This is a genomic window from Candidatus Protochlamydia sp. W-9 (assembly GCF_001950615.1).
GTDB lineage: Bacteria > Chlamydiota > Chlamydiia > Chlamydiales > Parachlamydiaceae > Protochlamydia > Protochlamydia amoebophila.
This window is the reverse complement of record NZ_BCPZ01000140.1, coordinates 1-275: the sequence shown is the minus strand read 5'-3', so window position 1 is coordinate 275 and position 275 is coordinate 1. Positions and strand designations below refer to the sequence as shown.

Genomic DNA, 275 nt, shown 5'->3' with positions numbered 1-275 from the left:
AAAACCACCCTGAAGTTGTTTTTCCTCTTTTTGCTAAACCTTTAAAGACCTTGTTTCTTTTTATGCGTTTATTGTGGCAAACATCTATCGACGTAGAATCAATAAAAGCAATTCCTGTGATTTCTCCTCTTTTGTCCGAAAGATAAGCAAATAGAGGAATAAAAAGGTTCTTCTTTAAATAAACAAAGCGGCTATAACTAATTAAGTTTGGAAATTCTTTAACTAAGTATTTGGTAACATACCCATAAAAGTGCTTAAATGTTCGATAATTTGAT

At 30.9% G+C, this 275-nt stretch carries 1 protein-coding gene; it reads right to left on the bottom strand.

The features are described from left to right. Window positions 1-275, bottom strand: a 275-nt coding sequence (locus BU804_RS04220) for a transposase (protein WP_275935650.1), incomplete at both ends; no start/stop codon positions are given.